The organism is Kribbella sp. NPDC051718 (genome assembly GCF_040681515.1).
In the GTDB taxonomy this organism is placed as follows: Bacteria; Actinomycetota; Actinomycetes; order Propionibacteriales; family Kribbellaceae; genus Kribbella.
Window position 1 is genome coordinate 12760 of sequence record NZ_JBFAYZ010000023.1, and the last position, 20429, is coordinate 33188.

Sequence of the window (20429 nt, forward strand, 5' to 3'; positions counted from 1 at the left end):
GAGGTACCCAATGACCGTCAACCTGAAGACCGAACTCCTGAAAGCCCTGCGCACCAACCGTGCCGCAATGCTCAACAACCTGACCGGCCTACCGCAGTACGACCAACGCCGCCCCCTGACTCCAACCGGCACCAACCTGCTCGGCCTCGTCAAACACCTAGCCGGCCTCGAGTACGGCTACCTCGGCGAATCCTTCGGCCGCCCACCCCTCGAACGCCCGACCTGGTTCCGCGACGACCCCTCCACCGAGATCGACATGTGGGCCACACCCGACGAATCAACCGCCTACATCACCGACGTCTACCGCAAAGCCTGCGCCCACGCCGACACCACCATCACCGAACTCACCCTCGACACCCCAGGCCACGTAGCCCATTGGCCCCCCGGCCACCAGGAAACAACGCTAGGCGTCCTCCTGATCAGAATGACCGCCGAAACAGCCCAACACGCCGGCCACGCGGACATCATCCGCGAGTTGATCGACAAGCCTGTCGTATCCACCAACCCCCGTTCGTAGCGTAGGTGCAGGCGGACACCCGTACCGCTCGATCCCGAAGGAGCAGTCATGCCGCAGTACCTCATCTACTTCAACCAGCAATGGGTAGGCGACCACACCGAAGAATGGTTCGCCACCCGCGGCCCCCTCGCCAGGGCAGTAACGACCGAGATGAAGGAAGCCGGCGTCTACGTCTTCGCCGGCGGCCTGGAGGAAGAAGACGGCCCGGTCTACACCGCCGACCCCACCACCGGCGAGGTGGTAATGACAGACGGCCCCTACATAGAAACCAAAGAATTCCTGGGCGGCTTCGCCCTGGTCGACGTCCCCGACGACGAAACCGCCAAATTCTGGGCCGCCAAGGTCGCCAAAGCCTGCGGCTGGCCCCACGAAGTCCGCCGCTTCAAACCCCAGTTCCGAACCGAGTAACCCGCCCGGAAGAAGCGCTGTTGACGGCGCTTCCAGCGGATCTCCAAGATGGACCAGCCAGCGGAGGTAGTGGACCCGCTGGCCTAGGCCGCTGCCTCGGTACAGAAGCAGCCAAGCCCGGCTTCTGTACCCGCCACTCTGTCAGCCTGTCTGACGCTGCGGAGCGCGCAGGCTATTCGCCTGTGGCGCCGTCGATGCGTTCGCGGAGGAAGTCCGCGTGACCGTTGTGGCGGGCGTACTCCTCGATCATGTGGAGGTAGATCCACCGCAGCGTGTAGTCCTCGCCCGGGCTGACTTCGTCGAGGCTGAGCCCGGCAACTGCTTCTCGCGACCGGGCGACACTCGCTTGGTAGCTCGCCAAGTCGTCCGCGGCCCGCGTGACATCGACCTCGTCGCTGCGCTTCGTCGAACCCGGCGCGTAGTCCCAGAAATACAGGTCGTCCGGCTTGCCGTCGTACTCATGGAACCACGCCTCGACACCAGACATGTGCCGAATCAGTCCAAGCAGCGAAAGCCTCGACGGCGGCACCGACCGCAAGGCCAATTGCTCCGGCGTCAGCCCACCACATTTCATCAGCAACGTCGCCCGCTGGAACTCAAGCCGATCCTCGAGCGCGGCCCGCTCATCGACCGGATTGTTCGGCGGCACGACTCGCTCAGGCACACTCCACGTCGACATTCCGGCAACCCTACGTAGACCCCCGCCTTCTCCGCCATCAATTTCCCAGATGTCCCGATGAATCACATTTGTCCTCCATCGAACTGATGCACAACCATGACCGTTCATCTGTGTGACACTTCCGCAGTGCGTATTCTCATCGGTGCGTTGGCGCTCGCGCTGGCGACTGGCTGCTCATCTGCGGTCACCTCTTCGCCGCCCTCAGAGTCGACGCCAACTGTCACGTCACCGGACTCGCCGGCGGCCGCGTCGAGCTCGCCTGTTGCACCTGACGCCTGCGGCCTGCTGACAACATCCGAGATCGCGCAACTCCTGGAGGGCGCTGGCCCCGCGAAGCCCGGCCTGACAGGTGCACTTCCCAACTGCCAGTGGAGGGCGCCCGACGGCCGGTTCGCGCAGGTGATCGGCCTCGACGCCTCACAGTGGGCGCGATCCCTGCCAGAGGCCATCCGGGCCATCGAAGCCTCTGGGCAGTTCTCAGATGCGGAGAACATGCGAAAGCTCCGTGCCGCGGTAAAACTGGTCGAGGCCGGACAAGACGTCGACCCGAACGAGGCGTGTTCATTGTTTTCGCAGATGCTGGAGTTGCAGGGTCTCCCGCCGAACACACCGCTCGGTGTATCGGTGCTCCCCACGCGCTCGGATCCGAAGGCGGTTTCGGGTCAGATGTGCAGCGCCGGGATCTTCGCCTCGGTCCTGATTGCCGACTCGAACGGCCTCGACGGCCCACTGCCCACCGAGGCGGTCGAGAAGATCACCAAGTCAGCCCATCGCCGAGCCATCGGCTGACAAGCGTCCTTGCTACTGGGCGCGAACGGTTTCACGGTCCGGGCTGGTCGCCATGGTCGCCGACGACGCGGTGCGGGGCCAGGTCCAGGCGTACCGCAGGATGAGGGCGAGAAGGATCACCTCCAGTGCGACGCCAAGGCCGTAGAAGTACGTCCAGGACTCGCCCACCACGTTGAATGCCGAGACGGGGACGTAGAGCGAGGCCACGATGAGGTTCGCGATGCGGTTCGCCCCGGCGGGCAGCGTCATCGACAGCACGACCATGAGGATCGGGACGGCCACGAGGCTCAGCGCCGTGGTCGAAAAGGCCTGGGAGAGGTCGAACTCGAAGACCCTGCCGTCGAGGATGTCTTCGATGACGCCGGGCGTGAAGAAGTTGAGAATGTCCACGTAGGCGTACAGGAACATGAAACTTGTCCACGCCGCGGCGAGCTTGCCTCTCACCGAAATCGGCTGATCTTTCAGTGTGGTGGTGGCCTGACGTGTTCTCATCATGGGCTCCGTCGTCGTCTCAGGATCGGTAGATCCACGATCGCCGAGCCCGCCGGCGAACATATCGGCCCGAAGGCCGGAGTTCACCTGGCCAATGGCAAGATCGCTCCCTCGTACTTTCGGCCGATCCGGCGCTGCCGCCTAGCGCAACTCCACCCTGCGTCTTCCCGCCTGCCGTTCAGCCCACGCGTAGCGCGATCAGGACCGGAGAAGCGCCAGCACACCAACGTCACACGAGTCCCGTACGCCGGCACACCTGCCCGCGACGAGCTCGGGTGGGCTCAAGCCTCCAGCCCGCCAGACGAGTACGGGTAGGGAAAGATGAGCCCCAGGTCAGAGTTGCCTCTGACCTGGGGGCTTGCGTTGCTCCCCCGCCTGGTTTCGATCCAGATCTTCGAGATTCAAAGTCTCGCGGGCTGCCGATTACCCCACGGGGGATCGCTGGTACGCCGGAACAGTCTGCCATGGGTGGGCAAGGTGACACGCGAAGGGGTTCCTTACCTACGACGCCGTAGGTTACGGTTGCGTAGGTAAAGCCGTCCTCCACCACGAGGGAAAATCATGACTCCAGTTGCGGCTCCGGAGGCGCCCACCGGCGCCCGGCAGGCTGGCGAGTTCGACACTGATCGCGGGACGCGCGGCGGTGAGCAGAAGGGGCCGTGGGAGCAAATAGCCCTGGCGCTGTTCATCGGGATCCCCTTCCTGGCGGTGCTTGCGGCCGTACCGATCGCGTGGGGCGGCTTCCTCAGCTGGCGCGACATCGTGATCGCCGCCGTCTTCTACACGATCTCCGGGCACGGCATCTCGATCGGCTTCCACCGGTACTTCACCCACAAGTCGTTCAAGCCGAACCGGCCCCTCAAATACGCCCTGGCGATCGCCGGCTCGCTCGCGATCGAGGGCCCCGTGGTCCGCTGGGTGGCCGACCACCGCAAGCATCACAAGTTCTCCGACCGCGAGGGCGACCCACACAGCCCGTGGCGCTACGGTACCAGCCTCAAGGCCCTCACCAAGGGGTTCTGGCACGCCCACATCGGCTGGTTGTTCGACAGCGAGCAGACCCCGCAGCGGCAGTACGCGCCGGACCTGCTCAAGGACCGCGACATCGTCAAGGTGTCCCGGATGTTCCCGTTCCTGGTGCTGGTCAGCCTGTTCGCGCCGGCCGTCATCGGTGGCCTGTGGTCCTGGTCGATCGAGGGCGCGCTGACCGCGTTCTTCTGGGCCAGCCTGGTCCGGATCGCGCTGCTGCACCACGTGACCTGGTCGATCAACTCGATCTGCCACACGATCGGCAACCGGCCGTTCAAGTCCCGCGACAAGTCGGGCAACGTCTGGTGGCTGGCGATCCTCAGCCAGGGCGAGTCGTGGCACAACCTGCACCACTCCGACCCGACCTGCGCCCGGCACGGCGTCCTCAGAGGTCAGCTCGACACCTCGGCCAGGACCATCTGGTTCTTCGAGAAGATGCGCTGGGTCAGCGACGTCCGCTGGCCGGTCAAGGAGCGCCTCGAGGCCCGTCGGGTCACCGCCCAACCGTAAATCTCCCACCCTCTAACCCCGATCTACGGCATGATGCTGACGTGATCCCGAAGTGACCGACCCCAAGCCGCGCCGCACGACCAGAGTCCGGATGACCAGTGCCGAGCGACGCGAGCAGCTGATCGTGATCGCCCGTGGCCTGTTCGCCGAGAAGGGCTACGAGGCGACCTCGGTCGAGGAGATCGCGGCCCGCGCCGAGGTCTCCAAGCCGGTCGTGTACGAACACTTCGGCGGCAAAGAGGGCCTGTACGCCGTAGTCGTCGACCGCGAGGTCCGCAAACTGCTCGACACCGTGACGGCCAGCCTGACCGCCGGCCGCGCGCACGAACTGGTCGAGCAGGCCGCCCTGGCCCTGCTGGACTACATCGAGAACTCCTCCGACGGCTTCCGGATCCTGGTCCGCGACTCCCCCGTCGGCTCGTCCAGCGGCTCGTTCATCTCGATCCTGAGCGACGTCGGCACCCGGGTCGAGCACATCCTGGCCGAGGAGTTCAAGCGCCGCGGCCTGGACCCGAAGTTCGCCCCGATGTACGCCCAGATGCTGGTCGGGATGGTCGCCTTGACCGGCCAGTGGTGGCTGGACGTCCGCCGCCCGAAGAAGACCGACGTCGCCGCCCACCTGGTCAACCTCGCCTGGAACGGCCTGTCCGGCCTCGAGACCAAGCCAACTTTGGCGACCCGCCCCCACAAGTAGGACCGCGGTAGTACAACGACATCCCCCCGCAGCATGACCAGCCGGCCATGATTTCGCCGTAACCTGGCGACCATGACGGGGAGCATCACGGGCAGCCTCGCTGGGATCCTGGCGCCCCGGCGAGAGATCGGCGCGCGCAGCCAGGCGTTCGACCTGCTCTTCGCAGGTGCCCTCACCTTCTTCCTCGGCCTGATCGGCTTCGCCCAGGCGGGCTTCGGCGGCATCATCGGGCTGGGCATGCTCGCACCGCTGGTCTGGCGGCGCAGCCGCCCGGAGCCGGTCTTCTTCACCGTCTCCGCGGTCGCTGTCCTGCAATGGCTGGCCGGCATCGAACTGCAGCCCGGCAACGTCGGCCTGCTCGTCGCCCTCTACGCGATCTCCGTGTACGGCGAGGTCCGCTACAGCCGGATCGCCCTCGGCATCGGCGGCCTCGGCGTCCTGATGGCGACCTCCCGCTACTGGAGCGGCTCCGACTGGCGTCAGCAGATCACCATGATGGTCGCGCTCGGCGCCCTGGTGTTCGGCGTCTGGGCGACCGGCGAACGCCGCCGGACCAGAGGCCTGTACGTCGCTCAGCTCGAGGAACGCGCCATCCAGGCAGAGCGAGACCGCGACCGTGAGTCCAAACTGGCTGTCTCGAACGAGCGCACCCGGATCGCCCGCGAGATCCACGACGTCGTCGCCCACGGCCTCTCGATCATGATCGTCCAGGCCGACGGCGGACTGTACGCCGCGGACGCCTCCCCCGAGCAGGCGAAGAAGGCCCTGGCCACCATCGGCGACACCGGCCGCGCGTCGCTGACCGAGATGCGCAAGATGCTCGGCCTGCTCAAACAAGACGCCCAGCAGGAGCTCGATCCGGACCAGCCCCGTCCGCAACCCGGGATCTCAAGCCTGCCCGAGCTGATCGACAACGTCCGCGACGCGGGCCTCACCGTGGACTACGACGTCACCGGCACCCCGCGCGATCTCCCCGCGCTGCTGGGCCTCACGGCGTACCGGATCGTGCAGGAGGGGTTGACCAACACGCTCAAACACGCCGGGCCGGGAGCGGCTACCTCCGTCAATCTCGACTTCGGGCGCGAGATGCTGACCGTGATGGTCAGCGACGACGGGCGCGGTGCCGGCGTCGCGCCGAGCAGCGATCCCGGGCACGGCCTGGTCGGGATGCAGCAACGCGCGTCCATCTCGGGCGGTACGGTGAACGCCGGACCCAAGGCGGGCGGCGGTTACGAGGTGATCGCCAAGCTGCCGTACAACCTGCCCAACGGAGGAAGTCAGTGACCGACGACAACGTCATCCGGGTGTTCCTGGTCGACGACCAGGAACTTGTCCGCGCCGGGTTCACCATGCTGGTGGATTCCCAGCCGGACATGCGGGTGGTCGGTCAGGCCGGTGACGGCGGCGAGGCGCTGGAGAAGCTCCAGGTGACCGCCAGCGACGTAGTACTGATGGACGTCCGGATGCCCAGGCTGGACGGTGTCGAGGCGACCAGGCAGCTGCAGTCGTTGCCCGAGGCCCCCAGGGTGATCGTGCTGACCACGTTCGACCTGGACGAGTACGCGTTCGCCGCGATCAAGGCGGGCGCGGCCGGCTTCCTGCTCAAGAACACCCCGCCGGCCGACCTGCTGAGCGCGATCCGCCAGGTGCACTCCGGCGACGCGGTCGTCTCCCCCAGTACGACGCGCCGCCTGCTCGAGCACTTCGCCGGCTCGCTCCCCGACGGCGAGACGGAGCGCCCCGACCTCGACGGCCTGACCGCGCGTGAGCGCGAAGTACTGGTCGAGGTCGCCCGCGGCCTGTCGAACACCGAGATCGCCACCCTCTTCACGTTGTCCGAGGCAACCGTCAAGACCCACATCGGCCGCATCCTCGCCAAAACCGGCCTCCGCGACCGGGTAGCCCTGGTGGTCCTCGGCTACGAAACCGGCATCGTGAAGGCGAGCAACTGATGAACCTCCGCCGCCTGTTCCCTGCTCGGTACGAACTCACCGACGACACGCTGATCCTGCGCACCTGGTTCGTCGTCAGGTACCGGATCCCACGCGCCGAGGTCGACTTCGCCAAGTTCGAGTGGGACCTTCCGAACATCTCCAACCTGCATGTGCACCGGCGGGACGGCAGCGTCGTCAAGCTGTCGATGAATCCGAAGTGGACGTCGACCGAGTTGAGCGGGGATCCGGCGCAACCCGGCAGCGCGGCGTACGAAATCACTGAGTGGGCAAGGAAAAGTACGACCTAGGTCGTACGCACAGTCCATTCCCTGGTCCGACTCTTCCGCCGGGCATTCTCAGTAACTTCTTGGAACGTGGGTGAGAACGTCTCGCCCCCGGCCTTTTCCGAGGAGAACGATGACCATCCAGACCGGCGAACTCGCGCCCGGGCGTCTGCCGCAGGACTCAGCTGACCGGACCGCCATCCGCGCACACGAACTTCGCAAGGTCTACGGGCAGGGAGACACAGCGGTCGCCGCGCTCGACGGCGTCTCGGTCGACTTCGGCGTCGGGCGGTTCACCGCGATCATGGGCCCGTCGGGCTCCGGCAAGTCGACCCTGATGCACTGCCTGGCCGGCCTGGACACCCCGACCTCGGGCCAGGTACTGCTCGGCGAGACCGAACTGACCCAGCTCCCGGACGCCGCGCTGACGAAGATCCGGCGGGACCGGATCGGCTTCGTCTTCCAGTCCTTCAACCTGCTGCCGATGCTCTCGGCCAAGGACAACATCCTGCTCCCGCTGGAACTCGGCGGCCGCAAGCCCGACCAGCAATGGATGGCCACGCTGATCGACGTTCTCGGCCTGCAGGACCGGCTTACGCACCGCCCGTCGGAGCTGTCCGGCGGCCAGCAGCAGCGCGTCGCCGTCGCCCGCGCACTCGTCGGCCGGCCCGAGGTGGTCTTCGCCGACGAGCCAACCGGCAACCTGGACTCGCGCTCCGGCGCCGAAGTACTGGGCTTCCTGCGCAGGAGCGTCCGTGAGTTCGGCCAGACCGTCGTGATGGTCACACACGACCCGCTGGCTGCCTCGTACGCCGACCGCGTAGTGATGCTCGCCGACGGCAAACTGGCCGGCGAGCTGACCGATCCCACCCCGGAGTCCGTACTCGGCGCCCTGCGGCAGCTGGGGGCCTGACCCGTGCGACGCTCGATCCTCTCCTCCCTGCGCGCCCATCTGGGCCGCCTGGTCGCCGCCTGTCTGGCGATCGTGCTGGGTGTCGGCTTCGGCACCCTGGCGATGACCGCGCACTCGTCGGCCACCCACGGCATCGACGAGACCATCGGCAAGCAGAACGCCGGTGTCGACGCGGTGATCCAGTCCAGCCGCGAATCCATCACGCCCGCCGACGTGGCCAAGGTCAAGACGCTGCCGCAGGTCGCCTCGGTGGTGGCCGAGACGTCGGCGTACATGCAGGTGCAGTGGGCCGGTCAGGTCCGCCCGGACAGCCTGGCCATCGCCGCCCGCTACGACACCACCAAGATCGCCGGCCCGACCACCACCTCCGGGAAGTTGCCGGAAGCAAAGAACGAGATCGCGTTGCCGGCCAAGCTGGCCGACAAGTACAAGATCGCGATCGGCCAGGACATCAAGCTCAGCACCTGGCAGGGCAAGGCTTACCTGGTGAAGGTGGTCGGTCTGCTCGACGACACCACCTCGATCGGCAGCGCGAACGCGGTCGCCACCGCCGCGACCGTCAACACCTTCGAGCCGCAGGCCTACATCAACCAGGTCAAGGTCGCCGCCAGCCCGGGCGTGACCCAGCCGGCCCTGGCCGGCGCGATCACCGCTGCCGTCGGCCAAGGCCTGGAGACCTTCACCGGCGAGGGCTGGATCGACCACGAGGTCAAGCAGATCACCAACGGGATCGATGTCCTCGGTGGCGTCTTCGGCATGTTCGCCGTCATCGCGCTGTTCGTGGCCTGCCTGGTGATCGGCAACACCTTCACCATCGTGATCGCCCAGCGGACCCGCGAGATGGCGCTGTTGCGTTGCGTCGGCGCCTCCCGCAAGCAGGTCTTCTCCTCCGTACTGGCCGAAGCGACCGTCGTCGGATTGGTTGCCTCGGGCATCGGTGTGGTGTTCGGGGTCGCTCTGTCGGCGATCGCCCTGACGCTGGCCCGGTCCTTCGACTGGGGGCTGCCGCCGGTCGACCTGCACCTCGACCTCGCGTCGGTGTTCATCCCGCTCCTGCTCGGTACGATCGCGACGATCCTGGCGGCCGTAGTACCGGCTCGTCGGGCGACCCGGGTTGCTCCGCTGGCCGCGCTCCGGCCCGAGGCGGCTCCGGTCGCGAAGTCCAAGGCCGGGATCGTACGACTGGTCTTCGGCTTCCTCCTGCTGGCCGGTGGCGGCGCGCTGCTCGCTCAGGGCGCCAGCTCGCACCAGGTCATCATCGGGGTCGCCGGCGGCGTGATCTCCTTCGTCGGCATCCTGTCGATCGGCTCGCTGCTGGTGCCCGCGCTGGTCAAGGTTCTGGGGGCTTTGCCCGCGCGGACCGGAGGGGTACCCGCGCGGATCGCCGTCGCCAACGCAGTCCGCAACCCGCGGCGTACCGCGGCGACCACCTCGGCGCTACTGATCGGCGTCACGCTGATCAGCCTGACCTGCGTCGGGATCGCCTCGGTCCGCAAGACGTTCGACGTCACGATGGACAAGGAGTACCCGGTCGACGTGACGATGACGGTGGACGACGAGAAGCTGCCGGCCACCGCGGGGAGCCAGCTCAAGAACATCAAGGGCATCACCGAGGTCGTACCGATCCGGTCCGCGCTGGTGAAGTCCGGCCAGAACACGCTGGAGGTCACCGGGATCGACCCGTCGACCGCCAGCTCGGTGATCCACGACCCGGCGCTGGTCAAGCAACTGCAGCCCGGTACGGCCCTGCTCGACCAGAACACGATGTACGAGCTCAACGCCGAGAACGGCGCCGTCGTCACAATCGTGTCGGGCAAGCAGAAGGTGAACTTCAAGGTGGTCAAGGCCAACGGCCTGGCCCGGATCACCGTCGTGACCGCCGACCTGCAGAAGCTGGCGCCGACGGCGGCGGTGACCGGCTACTGGCTCGCCTCCGATCCGAAGGCCGACGGCCCGAAGGTGATGGACGAGCTCAAGCAGTCGCTGCCGACGGTCAAGAACCTCAACATCTCGGGCGGCCTGCCCGAGCGGAGCTTCTACACCAAGGTGTTCGACATCCTGCTGCTCGTCGCGGTCGGCCTGCTCGGGGTCTCGGTCCTGATCGCGCTGGTCGGCGTCGGCAACACGCTCAGCCTGTCGGTCCTTGAGCGGACGCGTGAGAACGCCCTGCTCCGGGCGATGGGCCTGACCAGGCCGCAACTGCGCGGCATGCTCGCGGTCGAGTCGTTGCTGATGGCACTCGTCGCGGCCGGGTTGGGGATCGCCCTCGGATTGATCTACGGCTGGTCCGGGACGGCGGCCCTGATGGGTGGCCAGATCGACGGGCCGATCTCGTACGCCGTACCGGGCCGGCTCCTGATCACGATCGCGCTGGTCGCGGCGGTCGCCGGTCTGCTCGCGTCGATCCTCCCGGCCCGGCGCGCCGCGAAGGTCGCACCGGCCGGGGCGCTGGCCACCGAGTAGTCAGACGATCTCGACCCGGTTCCCGTGGCCGTCGGCGGTGTGAAACCGCCGGCGGCCCGGGATCGTGTCGTTGTCCCAGGCTACGGAATATCCCTTGCTCAGCAGGGTTTCGGCCACCGCATCGAGATCGTCGACAGCGAGGGCGGGATGAGCTTTCAAGGCCGGCCTGAAGTCCTTTTCGACGCCGATGTGTACTTCCGCAGCACCGTCCTTGAACCAGCAGCCGCCGCGGGCCGCGAGCAACGGCGGCTTCTCCAGCTCGGTCATCCCGAGCGCGTCGCGATAGAAGGCGCGCGCCACGTCCTCACCGCCGGGCGGGCAGGACACCTGCACGTGATCGAGTCTCATCAGCTCTCCTTCTGGGCGACGGCGAAGATCCGCCGGAACGGCAGCAGCGTGCCGAACTCCCGTTGCGGATAAGCCTCATTCAACCTCGCCCCGTACTCCGCCTCGAACCGCGCGCGCAACTCCTCGGGCAACGACTGCAGTACGGGCCGAGCCCCGGTCCCCTTCACCCACTCGAGGACCGCGTTGTCACCTTCCAGGAGATGGCTGTACGTCGTCTCCCACGCATCCACAGCGCACCCTTCGGCTGCCAGTGCTGCAACATACTCCGCCGGCCCCGGCACATCCGGCCGAAGCGACTTGTCCTTCGCGTACTCGGCGTACGGCTCCGTCGCCGCCAACTCGCGCAGGATGGCATGCGACGGCGCGTTCCCGTTCCCCGGAATCTGGATCGCCAGCCATCCGCCCGGCTTGAGCGCGCGGACGAATCCCGGCAGCAACTCGAGCTGCTCCGGGATCCACTGCAGCGTCGCGTTGGTGACGATCACATCGATCGACTCCGGCTCGGCACCCCACTCCCTGAGGTCTCCCACCTCGAAGCTCAGCCGGTCGGTTGCCAGCGGCTGAGCCGTCTCGATCATCTGCGGCGAGCTGTCCACCCCATGCACGGTCGCACCCGGCCACCGGTCCAGCAGGGTGGCGGTCAGGTTGCCCGGCCCGCAGCCGAGGTCGACCACCGTGGTGGGTTCTTCCGCCCGGATACGGCCGATCAGATCGGCGAAGGGGCGGCCGCGCTCGTCGGCGTACTTGTTGTATTGCTGGGGGTTCCAGACCGGGGACGTGCGCATGCGGGGAGCCCTTCTGCCGAGATGTCTTGACGTCGAGATACTTTACGCCTGGTGATTGTCTTGATGTCAAGAGTCTTGATGACATAGGCTCGGGACATGAGAGACGAGGTCGACCGGCTGATCGAGGCCTGGCGCCGGGAGCGGCCCGATCTCGACGTGGCGCCGATGGAGGTGCTGTCCCGGGTGACCCGGCTGGCACGCCATCTCGATCGCGCCCGCAGCCACGCGTTCGAGACGCATGGGCTGGAGTCCTGGGAGTTCGACGTACTGGCGGCGCTTCGGCGGGCCGGCAAGCCGTACCAGCTCTCGCCGGGGCGGTTGCTCAAGGAGACGCTGGTGACGTCGGGGACGATGACGAACCGGGTGGACCGGCTGACCGCCCGCGGTCTGGTGGAGCGACTACCCGACCCCGCCGACCGGCGCGGCGTACTGGTCCAGCTGACCGACGCCGGCCGCGACTCAGTCGACGCGGCGATGGCCGATCTGCTCGCGCACGAGCGCACCCTGCTCGGCTCGATCAGCGAGCGCGACCAGGCGAAGATCGCCCGGGTACTGCGCGAACTGGTCGGCCCGTTCGACCAGTAAAAACACTGGCTCCGCATTTCTTCGCGGCCGCTAAGTTACTCACCGGAATTGTGTCGGAATAATCCGAAAAGACGACCCGTCACTTTATGTGGGCGCCGATCGTTGCTAGTTGCAACGAGATCGAGAGATTGCTGTAGCCCACGACTATCGACACTGAGCGACCGGTCCAACTAGTGTCCTAACCGTTGGTGATCAGGCGACTACAGAACGTTCAAGAGATCGGTGACTTCGGCGGCAAGAGGTGGTTCGCCGAAGCCGGTTGGTGGTGTCCGGGGCTCGGGGCTCGGACAACCCGGCCGGTCGGGGCCCGCTCGCCCGCAGGCGCGGCATACCCTCCCAATCACAGGGGATCGGAGGGTATGCCGCGACTCAGGTCCCGCAGGATTTGATCATGTATACATTCTTCTATTCCGCGCGTTCGGCCGCTTCCAGCCAGGCGGTTTCCAGTTCGGCGCGTTCTTCGGACAGCTTGCGCAGTTCGGCGTCCAGCTCGGCCAGCCGCTCGTAGTCACTCGCGTTCGCGGCCAGCTTGCCGTGCAGCTTCTCCTCGTTGAACTTCAGCTTGGACAGCTGCCGCTCGATCCGGTTGAGCTCCTTCTTGGCTGCCCGGGCCTCGGCCGCGTCGACGACGGGCGCCGACGGCACCTCGGCGGCCGGCGTGCTGCCGGCGGCAGGTGGGTCCATTCGGCGTACCGGCGTACCGCGCTGCAGTTCTTCCAGGTACTGGTCGACGCCGCGGGGCAGGTGCCGCACGTTGCCGTCGCCGAGGATCGTGTAGACCATGTCGCTGACCCGCTCGAGGAAGTACCGGTCGTGGGTGACGACCACGACGACGCCCGGCCAGTTGTCGAGGAAGTCCTCGAGCACCGTGAGCGTCTCGACGTCCAGGTCGTTGGTCGGCTCGTCGAGGATCAGTACGTTCGGCTCGTCGAGCAGGATCCGGAGCAGTTGCAGCCGGCGGCGCTCGCCACCGGACAGGTCGTTGATCCGGGTGGTCAGCTTGTCGCCGGTGAAGCCGAACCGCTCCAGCAGCTGCGACGAGTTCATCTCGCCGACCCCGGCCGCCAGCGCCGCGACCCGGCGGATGTCGGTGATGTGCGCGAGCACGGTGACCGAGCCGTCGAGGTCTTCCAGCGTCTGCGAGAGGTTGGCGATCTTGACCGTCTTGCCCTGCTTGACCTTGCCGGAGTCCGGTGGGAGCAGGCCGGTGAGCACCTTCAGGAAGGTCGTCTTGCCGGCGCCGTTCGGGCCGAGCAGGCCGATCCGGTCGGCCGGGCCGAGCCGGAAGGTGACGTGGTTGAGCATCATCCGGTCGCCGAACTTCAGCGACACGTCCTCGGCGTCGAAGACGTCCTTGCCGAGTCGCGAGGTGGCCAGCTGGGCGAGGGCGAGCTTGTCGCGCGGCGCCGGCTCGTCCGCGATCAGCGCATTGGCCGCCTCGATCCGGAACTTCGGCTTCGCCGTCCGCGCGGGGGCACCCCGGCGCAGCCAGGCCAGCTCCTTCTTGACCAGGTTCTGCCGCTTGCCCTCGACGACGGCCGCGTTGCGGGACCGCTCGGCCTTGGCCAGCACGTACGAGGCGTAGCCACCGTCGTACGAGTTGACCTTGCCGCCCTGGACCTCCCAGGTCTCGTTGCAGACGGCGTCCAGGAACCACCGGTCGTGGGTGACGACGATGAGCGCGCTGGCCCGGTCGACGACGTGCTGTGCGAGCCAGTTGACCGCCTCGATGTCGAGGTGGTTGGTCGGCTCGTCGAGGATCAGCAGGTCGACCTCGGTCATCAGCAGCTTCGCCAGCGACGCGCGCCGGCGCTCACCACCACTGAGCGTGCCGATCAGCGCGTCGTGGTCGACGCCACCGAGTAACTCCTCCATCACCTCGCGTGCCTTCGGATCGGCGGCCCAGGTGTAGGTCTCGACGTCACCGAGGACGGCGTGCGCGACGGTCAGCTCGGGATCGAGGCTGTCGACCTGTCCGAGGAAGCCCAGCCGCAGGTCACGGTTGTGGGTGATCCGCCCGTTGTCGGGCGTCTCCTCGCGGGCGAGCAGCCGCAGCAGCGTGGACTTCCCGTCCCCGTTCCGCCCGACCACCCCGATCCGTTCACCGCGGCCGATGCCGAGGGTCACCCCGTCGAGCAGGGTGCGGGTTCCGAAGCCTTTGGAGACGGCTTCCAGATTGACAAGGTTGGGTGCAGGGGTAGCGGCCATATCCCCTCAAGCCTAACCGGTGATCGGCTGGTACCCGTCGAAGGTGGTCAGCAGGACCCCCTCACCATGAGTGAGGCCGGGTAGCTGGGCTTCGAAGGCGTGGATCCGGCCGACCGGGATCAGGCCCTTGAGGGTCGCCCGGTCCAGGGCGACCTCCGTGTGCTCCAGGGTCGCGTTGGCCTCGGCCAGTTTGGCGATCACCGATGAGACGGAGTCCGGCGGGAGCTCCAGGCCGAAGGAGTTGACCGGTTCGTACACCCTGGTACGGGCTTCCTGCAGTGCCTGTGCGAGCACCACCGGGACGAGTTGGCGGAAGTCGCCGGCGACAGTCACCACTGACGAGTAGGCGGTGCGGATGAGGTCCACCTGGCAATCCAGCACCTCCCAGCCATGCAGCCCTTGCTGCAGGGCGAGCCGGACCGTCTCTTCGATCGCGGTGTGGAATGCACGCGGCAACGCGCCGAGCTCCACCTCCAACCGGTAGTCGAGGCCGGTACCGACCGGCGCCGGTGAGATGCGGAAACCGACGGCTGCGCACCAGTGGTTGCCGGGCTCGCCGATCTCGCGGACCGCGGTACCGGTTCCGATCGGCCGCTCGACGTGGATCGGCGTCGTCTCGCTGAAGGTGACAGCGAGCCCGTACTCCTCCTCCAGCAGCGACGCGATCACCTCCTTCTGCACCTCGCCGTACAGGTTCACCGAGATCTGCCCACTCACGTCCTTCCGCATCCGGATCAGCGGGTCCTGCTCGGCGAGCTGCTGCAACGCCTGGAACAGCTTCACCCGGTCCTGAGCTCCGACGACGGTCTCCAGCGTCGGCGGCGCGAACAGGTGTCCTCCGCTCTGGGTCGGCGTCCCCAGCTGATCCCCGATCTGCACCTGCTTGAGCCCACGCAACGCAACAATCCGCCCGGCCCCAGCTGCCTCAACCGGCCTGGTGCCGCCCCGCTCGAACACCTGCAGAGACGTCGGCTTCACCTCGTACGCCGAAGCGCCGCGATGCACGTCAACCACCTCCCGCACCTGAAGCCTCCCCGCGAACACCCGCGCCGACGCGATCTTCTCCCCCGCCGGCCCGCGTTCGACCTTGAACACCTGCGCCCTGAGCGGCTCCTCTTCGGTGCCAGTTGCTCGTGGCAACCAATCACGGATACCGCCGATCACCTGGGGCACCCCTTCCCCGGTCATCGCGGAGCCGAAATACACCGGATGCACGCGCATCTGGCGTACCTGCTCAGCCAGCTCACGCCGGCAATCCTCCGGCGTCAGCTCGCCCTTGAGATACTTGGTGAGGAAGTTGTCATTGCCCTCAGCAAGTAGCTCCTTGAGCGCCTTGTTTTCCAGGGGAAACGGCTCATACGTCGCCTGCCTGGCGCCGAGGTCGACCACCTCACCCATGGGTAGGGCGGACGGCGTGAGCAGCCGGGCGATGTCCGCCAGCAACTCGTCGTACCGGGCTCCCATCCGGTCGATCTTGTTGACGAACAACAGCGTCGGGATCCGCAGCCGGGTCAGCGTGCGCATCAGCAACCGGGTCTGCACCTGGACGCCCTCGACCGCCGAGATCACCAGCACGGCACCGTCCAGCACGGACAGCGCGCGCTCGACCTCGGCGATGAAGTCGGAGTGCCCAGGGGTGTCGATCAGGTTGACGGTCAGGTCGCCGAGCTCGAACGAGACGACCGCCGAGCGGATCGTGATTCCCCGCCGGCGTTCTAGATCCATCGAGTCGGTACGGGTACTGCCGTCGTCCACGCGGCCGACGTGGTCGATCACGCCCGCGGCGTACAGCAGGCGTTCGGTCAGGCTGGTCTTACCGGCGTCGACATGCGCCAGAATGCCCATCGTCAGAGTGTTCAAAGGTCCTCGCGGGTGCGTCGCAGCGATCAGGAGTGATGGCGTAGACCGACGCTCGGCGCATCTGGAGCTCCCTCTCTGCGGTACCGCGGACGACTGGCTTTGCGAGGATAACCTGCCGGTGAGGCGCTGGCGATCGAGTTTCTGAGAGGACGGCGGATGGAACCGGAGTTCGCGACCCTGCTCCACCGACACCGCCGCGCGGCCGGGCTGACCCAGCAGAAGCTCGCGGAGCTGGCCGGGGTGAGCCTCGCGGCGATCGGTGCACTGGAGCGAGGAGTGCGGCGGTTCCCACGACCCGAGACCGTTAATGCGCTGGCCTACGCACTGGCCCTGACCGCCGAAGACCGCAAGGCCTTCAGCGCGGCCGGGCGGCGCAAGAGGCCAGGGTCGGGGTCGGGGTCGGGGGTGGCTGGGGAGGCCCCTGGTTCGGTGGTGCCGCGGCAGCTGCCGATGCCTGATTCGGGTTTCACCGGTCGTACGGCGGATCTCGATGCCTTGCACACCGCGCTCACCAGCGGCTCCCGGGTCGCGATCGTCGCCATCACCGGGATGGGTGGCGTCGGCAAGACGACGCTCGCCGTGAAGGCCGCTCACTCCGCGATCGAGGAGTATCCCGACGGCCAGGCCTACTTGGACCTCCACGGCTATGACACCACCGCCGCCGTCTCACCACTCGAAGCCCTCAACTACCTCCTACGCGCCTTCGGCTTGTCAGGCCCGGACGTACCAGTGCAGGTCGACGAGGCCGCCGCCCGGCTGCGGACCCTCCTCGCCAGCCGCCGAGCTCTCATCCTGCTGGACAACGCGCGAGACGCCGCCCAGGTCCAGTCGTTGCTGCCCGGCACCGGCCGATCTGCCGTCATCATCACGAGCCGGCACGAGCTGGCCGGGATGCCGACGGCACAGATCGTCCGCCTCGGACTGCTGTCTGCGTCGGAAGGTCTCGATCTGCTCCGTACCACCGTCGGCGTCACCCGGGTCGATCGCGAGCCGCAGGCCGCTCAATCGATCGTCGAAGCCTGCGGTCTCCTCCCCCTCGCCCTGAAGATCGCCGCCGGTCGCCTGGCGGCGCGACCCCAATGGCCGCTGGCTCACCTCGCCGGCTTGCTGCAGGACGAGCGTCGGCGGTTGGATCAGCTGGAGGATCACGAACTCGGAGTACGGACCAGCTTCGACGTCTCGATCGACGATCTGGCGGCTGGGGCGACTGCCCGTGAGCAGCAGGCAGCCGGGGCGTTTGCGCTGTTCGGCGTACCGGATGGGCCCGATCTGACCGTCGAGGTCGCGGCTCGGCTGCTGGATTGCGATGAGCACGCCGCGCTGGACGCGCTCGAGGACCTTTGCAATCTGCATCTGGTCGAATCGCTGGCGCCGCGGCGGTACCGGCTGCACGATCTGCTGCGGACGTACGCGAGGGAGCGGGCGCAGGCGAGCATCAGCCCGACGGAACAGGCCGCGGTCATCATGCGGATCCTCGACCTGTACGCGTCGGCGGCCTGGCAGTCGATCGAACTCGGCTTCCCCAGGTCCGGCCGGCTGCCGTGGTACCGGGCTCAACCTCCGCTGACTGGCGGACCGAAGTACAAGGACATAGGCTCAGCGTTGTCCTGGCTCGACGGGCAGCGGCCGCACCTGCTCGCGCTAGCTTCGCAAGGCGTGCGAACTGATGGTGTGCCGGTTGTTTCGGTACTCCGGCTGGTGATCGGCCTGCACACCTTCTACGCCACGCGCGGCCATTGGCTGGACTGCCTGCGGATCTTCCGCACTGCGCTGGAGGTCGTGGACGATCCACAGGCCGAAGCCCACATCCGCAGCGACCTGGGCCTGGTCCTCTTCGACCTGGCCCGCTCCGGCGCCGGCCACCCCGACGACTCGATCGCCGAACTCCACCGCAGCCGCGAACTCTTCGAAGTCGCCCACGACCTCGTCGGCGAGGCACTGGCCCTCGCCAACCTGAGCCACGTCCTGGACCTCAACGGCGACTACCAACAAGCAATCGACGACGGCGAACGCGCCCTGACCCTCTACCGCAAACTCGACGACGCCCCCGGCGAGGCGATCGCGTACATCAACATCGGCAACTCCCAAGGCAAGCTAGGCCGAACCGCAGCCCAACGCGCGTCCTACGACGAAGCCATCGCCATCAGCACCCGCCACGACGCCCAGCACCACCTGGCCATCGCCCTCCTAGGCTCCGGCATCGCCTACCAACTCTCCGGCGACCTAGCCGCCTCCGCCGACCACCTCCACCAAGCAGCCACAAAATTCAAAACCCTGAACGACCAACTATCCCTCGCCGAAGCCCTCGACGAACTAGGCGTAACCACCCGCCTCGCCGGCGACCTCCCCTCCTCCATCCACCACCTGGAAGAGGCCCTGACAATCGCCACCCACTACGACGACGGCCAACGCCACCACCTGATCCTCACCCACCTAGCCGACGCCTTAGATGCCTCCGGCAACCACACGGCAGCCGCTACCCGCCGCACCCAAGCCGAAGACATCTCCAAGGGCCGCGGCAACTAATCCCCACGCAGCCGCCGCTCGCTCGCTCCTCCGTCGCGTGTGCGGTCAGCCGCGGCTTGTCTCCTGGCGCGGGTCTACCAAGATCGCGGACCCGCCAACTCGCCCTCAGCACTGAAAGTCCGTCGTCCGCCGCCAGGGCAGGCAGGCTGACAGTACGTTCGAGGGTTGCAGTAGCGGCGATGGCGGTGGTGTTAGGCGTTGTGGATGGGGTGGGTGCCGTTATGGTCTACGCGGAATTTGTAGCCGTGAGGTGTGGTCCATTCGGTGGTGTTGCCGTTGGTGTGTTCGGTCCAGCCGGCGAGGGTTTTGATGCGGTGGCTGCGTCGGCTGAGGGGGCGAAGATTGGTGGTGCTGGTCTGGCCGGCTGGGCCGTTGGGGTCGTACGGGATGACGTGGTCGAGGTCGGTGCGGTTGGTGGTTTCGGCTGGGCCGTAGGGGAACTGTTCGACGGGGTAGGTGAGTTTGACGCGTTCGCGCATCCAGCTGGGGATTTCGTAGGCGTTGACGTTGTAGGTCTCGTTGAGGTCGATGACGGGCTGGATGACGACTCGGTCGTAGCCGATGAGTTCGGCGAGTTTGGCGTAGGCAGGTCCGAAGCCTTCGATGCGCATGGTTCCATGGCCGGCGAGCAGGGTCTCGTCGGTGAGGTGTACGTACAGCTTGGTTTGCGCCGGTCTGGTGCCGGTATGTCCGGCGTTGTGGGCGGCGGTTTTGAGGGCGAAGAGTTTGGCGGCGAGGTTCTCGCGTGCGGCGGTGTCCATGGCGGTGATGAGGTTGTCCGCCATGGTGGGGTCGAGTGGTTCCACGCGGGGGCGGCGTGGCGGGTCGGGTGGGTCGGGTGGGACAGGTGGATGGTGCCAGTTGGGTTCGCCGTTGAGGTCCGGCTCGTCGGCCCAGCAGGGTTCGTCAGCCCGGTAGAGGCGATGATCGGCGGTTGGGCTGGGCGAGCTGAGTTCTGCGATTGCCTGTTCGTGCAGTCGGTTCGGGTTCTGGATGCTCTCCGGCGGGCACTGGTCGTCCGGGATGGGGTCGGCCGCAGGGGTTGGGGGCGGCGGGGTGGAGGTGGTCGCTGGGGTGGCGGCAGCGTCGGCGGAGTCCGGGGGCTCCGGGGTGGTGGGCTGGTGGGTGGCTAGGTATTGGGCTACTTGGAGGAAGAGGTGGGACAGGGCGGGGTCGGCCATGATGCTGAAGGCGCGGGCTCGCTGGACCTGGCGTGGGGCGGGGCCTTCGAGGACGTTGAGTGCGTCGGCGATCTGGTTGATGGTGGCGTCGAAGAAGATGACTGAGCCGGTGTCGGCTTTGACGACGATGGTGGTGGTGCCGTGGTCGTCGGAGCGGCCGATGTAGACGCCGCGTTCGCGGGCTTTCTGTTCGGCGGTGGCGCGGGCGGTTTCGGGGTCGGCTT

19 protein-coding genes are annotated in these 20429 nt (G+C 67.1%); 12 read left to right on the forward strand and 7 right to left on the reverse strand.

The annotated features are described in order from the left end of the window. The first annotated feature begins 10 nt into the window (after positions 1-10). The gene (locus AB0M15_RS41370; RefSeq protein ID WP_363832763.1) at positions 11-517 is read left to right on the forward strand and encodes a DinB family protein; all 507 of its coding nucleotides are present in this window, start codon (positions 11-13) and stop codon (positions 515-517) included. A 48-nt stretch (positions 518-565) separates the two neighbouring features. Further along, the gene (locus AB0M15_RS41375) at positions 566-925 is read left to right on the forward strand and encodes a YciI family protein (RefSeq protein ID WP_363832765.1); all 360 of its coding nucleotides are present in this window, start codon (positions 566-568) and stop codon (positions 923-925) included. Positions 926-1097: 172 nt separating this feature from the next. Here AB0M15_RS41375 and AB0M15_RS41380 read toward each other — a convergent pair whose 3' ends face one another. Next, positions 1098-1604, reverse strand: a complete 507-nt coding sequence (locus tag AB0M15_RS41380; protein WP_363832768.1) for a DinB family protein — start codon at positions 1602-1604, stop codon at positions 1098-1100. 96 nt (positions 1605-1700) lie between these two features. Between AB0M15_RS41380 and AB0M15_RS41385 the strand changes: the two genes are divergently transcribed. Continuing rightward, positions 1701-2393: a DUF3558 family protein gene (locus AB0M15_RS41385; protein ID WP_363832770.1), complete on the forward strand. Its 693-nt coding sequence runs from the start codon at positions 1701-1703 to the stop codon at positions 2391-2393. A gap of 12 nt (positions 2394-2405) precedes the next feature. Here AB0M15_RS41385 and AB0M15_RS41390 read toward each other — a convergent pair whose 3' ends face one another. Then, positions 2406-2972 (reverse strand): DUF6326 family protein, encoded by a 567-nt coding sequence (locus AB0M15_RS41390; protein WP_363832772.1) that lies wholly within the window; start codon positions 2970-2972, stop codon positions 2406-2408. Positions 2973-3446: 474 nt separating this feature from the next. Here AB0M15_RS41390 and AB0M15_RS41395 point away from each other — a divergent pair, with 474 nt between their 5' ends. The 7 genes from AB0M15_RS41395 to AB0M15_RS41425 all read left to right on the forward strand — a co-directional run bounded on the left by AB0M15_RS41395 (position 3447) and on the right by AB0M15_RS41425 (position 10712). Beyond that, positions 3447-4424 (forward strand): acyl-CoA desaturase, encoded by a 978-nt coding sequence (locus AB0M15_RS41395; protein WP_363832775.1) that lies wholly within the window; start codon positions 3447-3449, stop codon positions 4422-4424. A 52-nt stretch (positions 4425-4476) separates the two neighbouring features. Beyond that, positions 4477-5118 (forward strand): TetR/AcrR family transcriptional regulator, encoded by a 642-nt coding sequence (locus AB0M15_RS41400; protein WP_363832777.1) that lies wholly within the window; start codon positions 4477-4479, stop codon positions 5116-5118. 72 nt (positions 5119-5190) lie between these two features. After that, positions 5191-6402 carry a sensor histidine kinase gene (locus tag AB0M15_RS41405; RefSeq protein ID WP_363832780.1) on the forward strand — a complete coding sequence of 404 codons (1212 nt, stop codon included), beginning with the start codon at positions 5191-5193 and terminating at the stop codon, positions 6400-6402. Beyond that, positions 6399-7070, forward strand: coding sequence for a response regulator transcription factor (locus tag AB0M15_RS41410; RefSeq protein WP_363832782.1), 672 nt, complete (start codon positions 6399-6401; stop codon positions 7068-7070). The genes AB0M15_RS41405 and AB0M15_RS41410 overlap by 4 nt, the downstream gene beginning before the upstream one ends. Next, a complete protein-coding gene (locus AB0M15_RS41415) occupies positions 7070-7360 on the forward strand; it encodes a hypothetical protein (protein ID WP_363832784.1) in 291 nt (96 codons plus the stop codon). Before AB0M15_RS41410 ends, AB0M15_RS41415 begins: the two co-directional genes overlap by 1 nt. A 109-nt stretch (positions 7361-7469) precedes the next feature. Then, on the forward strand, positions 7470-8249 hold the full coding sequence (locus AB0M15_RS41420; RefSeq protein WP_363832786.1) for an ABC transporter ATP-binding protein: 780 nt from the start codon (positions 7470-7472) through the stop codon (positions 8247-8249). A gap of 3 nt (positions 8250-8252) precedes the next feature. After that, positions 8253-10712, forward strand: a complete 2460-nt coding sequence (locus AB0M15_RS41425) for an ABC transporter permease (RefSeq protein ID WP_363832789.1) — start codon at positions 8253-8255, stop codon at positions 10710-10712. Here AB0M15_RS41425 and AB0M15_RS41430 read toward each other — a convergent pair whose 3' ends face one another. Together AB0M15_RS41430 and AB0M15_RS41435 are read right to left on the reverse strand one after the other, a co-directional pair. Next, entirely contained in the window at positions 10713-11060 is a 348-nt protein-coding gene (locus AB0M15_RS41430; RefSeq protein ID WP_363832791.1) for a VOC family protein, read from the reverse strand. Then, positions 11060-11845, reverse strand: a complete 786-nt coding sequence (locus AB0M15_RS41435; RefSeq protein ID WP_363832793.1) for a methyltransferase domain-containing protein — start codon at positions 11843-11845, stop codon at positions 11060-11062. Before AB0M15_RS41435 ends, AB0M15_RS41430 begins: the two co-directional genes overlap by 1 nt. Before the next feature lie 96 nt (positions 11846-11941). Between AB0M15_RS41435 and AB0M15_RS41440 the strand changes: the two genes are divergently transcribed. Then, on the forward strand, positions 11942-12430 hold the full coding sequence (locus AB0M15_RS41440) for a MarR family transcriptional regulator (protein ID WP_363832795.1): 489 nt from the start codon (positions 11942-11944) through the stop codon (positions 12428-12430). A gap of 405 nt (positions 12431-12835) precedes the next feature. Here the strand turns inward: AB0M15_RS41440 and AB0M15_RS41445 are convergent, their stop codons facing one another. Together AB0M15_RS41445 and AB0M15_RS41450 are read right to left on the reverse strand one after the other, a co-directional pair. Then, complete coding sequence (locus tag AB0M15_RS41445) at positions 12836-14638, reverse strand: ABC-F family ATP-binding cassette domain-containing protein (RefSeq protein WP_363832797.1); 1803 nt, start codon at positions 14636-14638, stop codon at positions 12836-12838. A gap of 12 nt (positions 14639-14650) precedes the next feature. Continuing rightward, entirely contained in the window at positions 14651-16483 is a 1833-nt protein-coding gene (locus AB0M15_RS41450; RefSeq protein WP_363832799.1) for a translation factor GTPase family protein, read from the reverse strand. A 171-nt stretch (positions 16484-16654) separates the two neighbouring features. Here AB0M15_RS41450 and AB0M15_RS41455 point away from each other — a divergent pair, with 171 nt between their 5' ends. Then, positions 16655-19024: an NB-ARC domain-containing protein gene (locus AB0M15_RS41455; RefSeq protein ID WP_363832801.1), complete on the forward strand. Its 2370-nt coding sequence runs from the start codon at positions 16655-16657 to the stop codon at positions 19022-19024. Between the two features lie 191 nt (positions 19025-19215). Here AB0M15_RS41455 and AB0M15_RS41460 read toward each other — a convergent pair. Then, positions 19216-20429 (reverse strand): HNH endonuclease signature motif containing protein (locus tag AB0M15_RS41460; protein ID WP_363832803.1); only part of this gene is annotated, 1214 nt, incomplete at its 5' end.

Coding starts and splice junctions, on each gene's coding strand:
- AB0M15_RS41370 (WP_363832763.1), top strand. CDS start 11: ATGACCGTCAACCTGAAGACCGAACTCCTGAAAGCCCTGCGCACCAAC.
- AB0M15_RS41375 (WP_363832765.1), top strand. CDS start 566: ATGCCGCAGTACCTCATCTACTTCAACCAGCAATGGGTAGGCGACCAC.
- AB0M15_RS41380 (WP_363832768.1), bottom strand. CDS start 1,604: ATGTCGACGTGGAGTGTGCCTGAGCGAGTCGTGCCGCCGAACAATCCG.
- AB0M15_RS41385 (WP_363832770.1), top strand. CDS start 1,701: ATGACCGTTCATCTGTGTGACACTTCCGCAGTGCGTATTCTCATCGGT.
- AB0M15_RS41395 (WP_363832775.1), top strand. CDS start 3,447: ATGACTCCAGTTGCGGCTCCGGAGGCGCCCACCGGCGCCCGGCAGGCT.
- AB0M15_RS41405 (WP_363832780.1), top strand. CDS start 5,191: ATGACGGGGAGCATCACGGGCAGCCTCGCTGGGATCCTGGCGCCCCGG.
- AB0M15_RS41415 (WP_363832784.1), top strand. CDS start 7,070: ATGAACCTCCGCCGCCTGTTCCCTGCTCGGTACGAACTCACCGACGAC.
- AB0M15_RS41420 (WP_363832786.1), top strand. CDS start 7,470: ATGACCATCCAGACCGGCGAACTCGCGCCCGGGCGTCTGCCGCAGGAC.
- AB0M15_RS41430 (WP_363832791.1), bottom strand. CDS start 11,060: ATGAGACTCGATCACGTGCAGGTGTCCTGCCCGCCCGGCGGTGAGGAC.
- AB0M15_RS41435 (WP_363832793.1), bottom strand. CDS start 11,845: ATGCGCACGTCCCCGGTCTGGAACCCCCAGCAATACAACAAGTACGCC.
- AB0M15_RS41440 (WP_363832795.1), top strand. CDS start 11,942: ATGAGAGACGAGGTCGACCGGCTGATCGAGGCCTGGCGCCGGGAGCGG.
- AB0M15_RS41445 (WP_363832797.1), bottom strand. CDS start 14,638: ATGGCCGCTACCCCTGCACCCAACCTTGTCAATCTGGAAGCCGTCTCC.
- AB0M15_RS41450 (WP_363832799.1), bottom strand. CDS start 16,483: ATGGGCATTCTGGCGCATGTCGACGCCGGTAAGACCAGCCTGACCGAA.
- AB0M15_RS41455 (WP_363832801.1), top strand. CDS start 16,655: ATGGAACCGGAGTTCGCGACCCTGCTCCACCGACACCGCCGCGCGGCC.